At 35.7% G+C, this 7128-nt stretch carries 3 protein-coding genes; 1 reads left to right on the top strand and 2 read right to left on the bottom strand.

The features are described 5' to 3' along the window. Nucleotides 1–628: 628 nt before the first annotated feature. Both polA and accC read right to left on the bottom strand, forming a co-directional pair. On the bottom strand, nucleotides 629–3223 hold the full coding sequence (gene polA / locus K737_RS00165; protein ID WP_006296555.1) for a DNA polymerase I: 2595 nt from the start codon (nucleotides 3221–3223) through the stop codon (nucleotides 629–631). A gap of 75 nt (nucleotides 3224–3298) precedes the next feature. Next, nucleotides 3299–4648 carry an acetyl-CoA carboxylase biotin carboxylase subunit gene (gene accC, locus K737_RS00160; protein ID WP_023491741.1) on the bottom strand — a complete coding sequence of 450 codons (1350 nt, stop codon included), beginning with the start codon at nucleotides 4646–4648 and terminating at the stop codon, nucleotides 3299–3301. A 505-nt stretch (nucleotides 4649–5153) separates the two neighbouring features. On the opposite strand from accC, the gene K737_RS00150 reads away from it, so the two are divergent. Beyond that, nucleotides 5154–6380, top strand: a complete 1227-nt coding sequence (locus K737_RS00150) for a hypothetical protein (RefSeq protein ID WP_006290840.1) — start codon at nucleotides 5154–5156, stop codon at nucleotides 6378–6380. The last annotated feature ends 748 nt before the right edge of the window (nucleotides 6381–7128 follow it).

Here is a 7128-nt window from a genome sequence, read left to right as displayed (position 1 = left end):
AGCAGCTTTTTTCAAGGTCATGTCTTGGGGTTCTGTGACATACTTTTCAAGCTTTTCTAAGTCAATCTTTTTTTTGATCCACCACGCCTCTTAGGAAAATACCTGCCTTCTTGTCTGTATTTTCTATTCCAATTTTCTATGCCACATGACTACCGCTGATACACTTATTTTAGATGGTTGCGATGCTTCAATATACCCGCTCCCCCCCCTCATCTAAATATTCTATTCACCTTTGTCTTAAATCGTTGCTGTAGCTCTTTGTCATTTTCCTTTAATTGCACCTAATTCAACCTAAAGTACTAATATATTCATATAATCATTTTATATAGCCTTAGCTATAAAAGAAAAGAGTCGCAAGGCCTTGTCTCCCTAAAAAGAACCGTTTAAAGCTCTCATATTATAATAAATATCTTTACTCCCGTCATTTGATCGAGAATTTTTTTTCTAAACTTAAAGCAATTTTGCGCCATTGCTATGCGCTATAATAAAATGTCTGTAAATTTTCTGGGCGCTGCCTATTTGGCTTCAATTGTTCTTTGGCTTGATTAAGGGCACGGCCTAATATGATGTGTTACTTGTTTATTGAGTATTTTCACTTTTCCACATCTTTTTCTTGTAAAATTTTCCTCTAGTGTGCGATATTTTTCTCTCCCCAAACCTTCCCCCAATAATAATTGACTTGTAAAGGAACTTTTAAGTAAGCAACCTGCTCCATCACCGATTGAAGAGTATGCGCTAATTTTTCTACACACTCTTCAGGTACTTCTAAAAGCAGCTCATCGTGAATTTGTAAAAGTAAATAGCTAGTGTGCCCTATAATTTTTTGACACTCCAACATGGCTTTTTTCATAAAATCCGCACAAGTTCCCTGTAACGGAGCGTTAATGGCTTGGCGGCTTGCCCCTTGTCGTATCGTTGAAGAGCTGCTGTGAATATCTAAAATCGCGCACTTTCTTCCCCAAAGTGTACAAACATACCCCGTTTGTTTTGCATGTTCTTCTACCTGCTTCATATAATCTTTTACTCCAGGATATAACTCAAAGTAGCGATGAATGTAGTCCCCTGCCTCTTTTGAGGAAATACGCAGCTGCTGAGCAAGACCATAGGCGCTCATTCCATACAAAATCCCAAAGTTGATTGTCTTTGCGTATTTTCGATGCTCATCGGTAACTTCACTGGTATTGAAAAGTGTTTGGGCAGTAGTATAATGAATATCTTTTCCTTCTTGGAATGCTTTGATTAAAGAAGGAATATTTCCCATGTGCGCCAATAAACGTAGCTCTATTTGAGAATAGTCTAGACTTAAAAAAAAATATCCAGGCGCAGAGTGAAAAGCGCTACGAATAGGAAATTCGCTAGAAATAGGAATATGCTGAAGATTAGGATGAAAAGAAGCCAACCTTCCCGTAGACGTAGTAACCATAGAAAACCTGCTGTGAATTCTTTTAGTATCTAAATTTATTTGTTCAGGAAGAGCGTCCGTATAGGATTGTTTCAATTTTGCATAATGACGCCAATCTAATATATCTTGCGCTAAGGAATATCCCTTTAGTACATATTCTTCCAACACACCGCTGTCAGTGGAATATTGCCCAGATTTTCCCTTTTTAGATGCTGGCCACCCTAGATCTTGAAACAAAACTTCAGATAATTTTTTAGGAGAAGCTAAATTTATAGACTTCCCTATTTCTATATAAATTTTTTCTTCCAACGCTTTCATTTTTTTTAACAGTTTCGAAGATAACTCTTGTAATATTAAGACATCTAAAGCTATTCCTTTTTGTTCCATTTTTTGTAAACATCCCATTAAGGGAAGATCCAACGTTTCGTAGAGTTCTTCCATTTCAGCGTCTTTAAGACGATTTTTATAAATTTGATACGCCTGTATTCCAAAAAACGCTTCCTGAACCGCTTTGGTGTGATGAAATTTTTCTGAGATGCTTGAATCCCATTGAACATCCAAATCTTTTACTTCAATCCCACACTGAAGAAGAGTTTGTTGGGAGGTATCAGAGCTGTGACACCCTCTTGCAATATATTCCAATAGCCTTAAATCTTCTATGGAAGAAGACATGTCTTTATTAAGTTTACGTAATACAGCTAAAGCATCCCAGAAAATTTTCAAATTTTTCTCTTGATTCCAGAAATTTTTCCATTCGCTAGTTTCAAAATCTGAAAATGGAACGAAAATCAAAAAATCTAAATCGTAAAATTTTAGGAAAGCTCCAAAGATACGCTCTTCTTTATCCTGAACCCAGCTAATATAAACTGAAGATTGCCGTAAAAGATCTGTGGAGGTCCAAAATTTGACAGAAACGGCAGTAGGAATTTTTTTCCTTAGCCATCCTAAATCCGTCAAGCGCCCCTTTAATCTTCTTAATTCTAGTTGATCTATGAAATGCTCTAATTTTTGAGAATCTGGGGTGCAACGTTTAAAATATTCAAAATCTGAATGAATAATTGGAACATCATCTCTAAGACAGGTCATGCGGTAACACAGTCGCGCTTGATCTTGAAAATCATTAATTAATTTTTTCTTATGATGAGATAAAACCTTAAGTTTTCCTTGAAGTACGGCTTCTAAATCTCCTGCTTCTTGTATCCATAACTTTGCAGTTTTAAGGCCAACTCCTGGGATTCCTGGAATATGGTCGCAGGCATCCCCAGAAAGCGCCTGTATATCAGGAATTTTTTCAGGGACTACTCCCCAAAGTGTTTTTACTGTTTCTTGATCTATCCACAGTTCTTTGACGGGGTCATACATTAAAATTTTTGGAGTGATGGCTTGCATTAAATCTTTATCTGAAGAAATTAAACAGATTTTTTTGGCAAATTTCTCCCCCCATTTGCCATAACTTATCATTAAGTCGTCGGCCTCAAATCCTGGGCAAACAATATAAGGAATAGAAAAACTTTCACACAGGTGTGGCAGAAAAGAAAATTGCTCTAAAAGTGCTTCTGGAGGAGTTTTTCTTTGAGATTTGTAACTGGGCATTAATTCATGACGAAAAGTTGGCTCTTTGCTGTCTAACACCAAAGTCCAGTGGGTAAAATTGTGCTCTTCCCAAAGCTTTAAAAGCATATTACACACCCCTAGCAATGCCCCTATAGGGCGATTTTTAGAAGTTGTAAGGCAAGGTAACGCAAAAAAACTACGAAATAAAAATCCAGAAGCGTCAATAAGATAAAAGACAGAATCAGAAGAGCTTAACTGAATAGGCATAGATGTTTTCCCCTTCTCATTGTCTGATGACGCAAACCCATTTCTTGGGTATAAGAAAAATAAAAGTTAAAAGCTTCAAGAACCTTTATCCTTCAAGTAATCTTCTAACCACTTAATGTGATATTTTCCACATTGAATATCTGGTTCATCGCACAAACGTAAATGCAAAGGAATCAGCGTGTTGATCCCGGAAATAACATATTCGTTTAATGCTCTTCTTAACCGAGAAATACACTCTTCTCGTGTTATTCCCCAGACTACTAATTTTGCTATTAAACTATCGTAATTGGAAGGAACTGTATAACCAGAAAAAAGAGCACTGTCTATTCGTACAAAAGGTCCTCCTGGAGCTGCATACGCCCCTATTTTTCCCGGACTTGGACAAAAATTTTCTGGATCTTCTGCATTAATTCTGCACTCAATTGCATGGCCAAAGGGACGAAGATCGTCTTGGGTATAAGGAAGAGGCAGCCCTTGAGCAACGTGAAGTTGTAGCCGAATTAAGTCCAACCCGTAGATCATTTCAGTAATTGGATGTTCCACTTGAACTCGAGTGTTCATTTCAATAAAATAAAACTGCCCGTTTTCGTACAAAAACTCCAAAGTTCCCAGCCCTTGATATCCAAACTGCTTCATCGCGTGAATTACTTTTGTATACATTTCTTGTCTTTGATCGGTGCTTAATACAGGGCATAATGCTTCTTCCCAAATTTTTTGATGGCGTCGTTGCACAGAGCAGTCTCTTTCGCCAAGACATAAGACGTTACGAAAATTATCTCCTAAAATTTGGAACTCAATATGTCTTGGATTAGCAAGAAATTTTTCAATATACACACCCGAATGACCAAAGCATGCTTGAGCTTCCGTACTAGCATTTTCTATAAGCTCTTTTAGTTCACAAGGATGATAGCAAACCCGCATTCCTCTTCCCCCCCCACCGGAAGTGGCTTTTATCAACACAGGATATCCAATTTTATGACTTATGGATTGCGCTTCTTCTATGTTAGAAATTTCTCCCTCTGATCCAGGAACAGTCCGCAATCCAAGAGCCAGAGCAGTTTTTTTTGCTTCTACTTTGTCTCCCATTACTCGAATGTGTTCAGGAGAAGGACCTATAAACGTAATTCCGTGCTCTTGTATAGCTTGAGCAAAATTTGCATTTTCTGACAAGAACCCGAATCCAGGATGAACTGCTTGGGCTCCAGTAAGTTCGCAGGCAGAAATGATGGCACCCATATTCATATAGCTGAAATTTGAAGAAGCCGGACCTATACACACACTTTCATCTGCCAGGCGCACATGCATAGCATCGCGATCTATTACAGAGTGCACCGCCACAGTTTTTATTCCCATTTCTTTACAGGCTCTTTGAATGCGCACCGCAATTTCGCCTCGATTTGCAATAAGGACTTTTTCAAACACCATATTCAGCAGATGGTTAATTGACGCTCTTTTTATCCTAAACTAAAACATACCTTACCTCAACCTATTCTTCTTTATAGTCTTAAAAAATTACGATAAGGTGATTTTTCTAACTGCTTAGATGGGCAAGCGCGTACTAGTAATATTTCCAGAAAAATAGGAAAGCAGAGGAAATACTGGCCGTAAAATTTAAAATCGTTAAAATAAGTTAATTAATTCTACTTACCAGCCACTTTCCTGCTTGCTTTTGAAAATTTACCCATTAAAGAAGCGGGCTCAAGTTAATTTCATAATAATTCAACCATTAACTCTATCATTTAACTAAATCAAAATAGCAATCAATAACTAAATCAAAATAGCAATCAATAACTAAATCAAAATAGCAATCAATAACTAAATCAAAATAGCAATCAATAAAATTTTTCTGATATATAAAAAAAATATTATTGATTTTCATACAAAAAAATATATAATTTATTTGTAAAATATTAAAATTTGTAAAAAACATATGAAAAAAAAGTTTATTTTTTTATTTTTTATGATAGCATCGTCTTCTTATTTTTCTCCAGCGTTCTCAGACAACGATTCCTTAAAGCTTTTTATCGAGCGATTAAAAGAATTTAAAAAAGGAAAAACTTTAATAAACGCTATTAAAGAACGCGATCCTAAAACTTTTTTAGATACATTATTACACTCAACTACTGAAAAAATAAAATTTTTAGAAGATGTTTTGGAAGAAAGGGAAAATATAAATTACACGTTTGCCTCTCGCTATTTTTATAAAATGCATTTAAGAAAACTATTAGTTGAGCAACAATTTACACAACGTGAACTCGAAAAATTTTTTACGCTTGAAGATTCAAGCTCCGTAAACTCTAAAACTATTACTATTATTGGAGATTCTTTAAATGAAGTGCTTGTTGTTTTATTTCCGTTTTTAAACACAGAAAAATATCAACCAATAAATCCAGGATACTGTTTGGGGCTTGCGAAATATGCAGTAAAATATGGATATGAAGAAACAGCAAAAATAGCAAAACTCTTCGTAAACGAATGGTCTGATGAAAAAATAGATGAAAATGCAAATTCATTGTGTACCTTTATTCAAAAAATAGTTAAAAAACAAATAGGGTGTAATTTTTCTTCACCCAATGAATTTTCACTTTCTAAAAAAAAATTCAAAGAAAAATTTAGTATAGAAGTAAAAAATTTTTCTCCAGGTTCACAGTATTTGATGCCTGTTGCAAATTTTATTTTCAACTACCTTAAAACCCTTAGAGATAACGAGAAGGTTGATCTCCCTTTTGAAAAAACGAATACCAAAGAGATAGCAGACCCTTTTGCAAAAATAAATACTCAAGAGGTAGTTAACCCTTTTGCAAAAATAAATACTCAAGAGGTAGCAGACCCTTTTGCAAAAATAAATACTCAAGAGATAGTTAACCCTTTTTCAAAAATTAACGCCCTTACCTCTACTCAATCCTTTACACCAAAGGGACTAATTGTGGGCTTTGTTCCCATAATTCTTGGAATGCGATCAATAGGACATGCCATTTCGTTCCTAAACGTAAAAGAAGATTGTGTTGCATTGATCGACGCTAATTGCTCTTTATCAGAAGCAGATATAGTTTTTTCATTAAATCCTGAATCAATTGCAGAACACTTAGAGCAAGCAATAAAACGATCGTATAGCTCTTCGTCTTCATTTGAAATTTCCTGCGAAACAGCTCTTTAGATAAGTTGTATTTAAATAAGTATTACAGATAAAAATTATATAGATGTACGCCTTGCCCACTAAATCCAAAAGGTTGAGTAGTTAAGGCAAAAATGTTTGAGCCTTTAACTAAAGATCTTGTAAAGGAATTCTTTTAAAAGTCTCTAAAAATGATTGTATGTAAATTTTGTGAATGTTCGGAGTGCTTTAAAAGCAGTTTTGTTCGAGGGTTCGGCGGTACAAATGTAAGAACCTGTATTCATGAATAAAAAAGTGTGATATAAAAGGCTTGAAGGAGTAGAAGAAGACTTATCCAAGCAATTATAAAAGAGAGAGGGGTGTGATAAAGCATCATTTTGATAGCGGCAATAGAAGCAAATACAACAAAAAAGAGGGGGGTAATGCAGTAGTTTATATAATCAAGAGCAGTTGTCAATGGACGGTACATTCGTTTTATAGACCTTGTAGGATTAATGGGGTATGGGAAAAAGTAATGCATGAACTTTGTTAAGACAAGTCGAATTAAGTATGAAAGGAGTAAGAATCCCAGCTATAGCATCATTCACAAAGCGTTAACCCCACAGGTGCCTCAGAAAAAATAGGTATAGATGGGGGAAAAAAGATACGTAAACGGCATAGTGGTGTTGATAGGCAAGGCAATCTGCTCCATATCACGGTTCATAAGGCCAATGACACAGGTGCTGGGTGCGGAGTTATCCTACATTAAAGGGAGTGTGTGCAGATGCTGGATATGGAAAACCCGTGGAGG

Origin of the sequence: Holospora undulata HU1, from assembly GCF_000388175.3 — a bacterium.
GTDB classification, from domain to species: domain Bacteria; phylum Pseudomonadota; class Alphaproteobacteria; order Holosporales; family Holosporaceae; genus Holospora; species Holospora undulata_A.
This window is presented reverse-complemented; position numbering and strand designations above follow the sequence as displayed.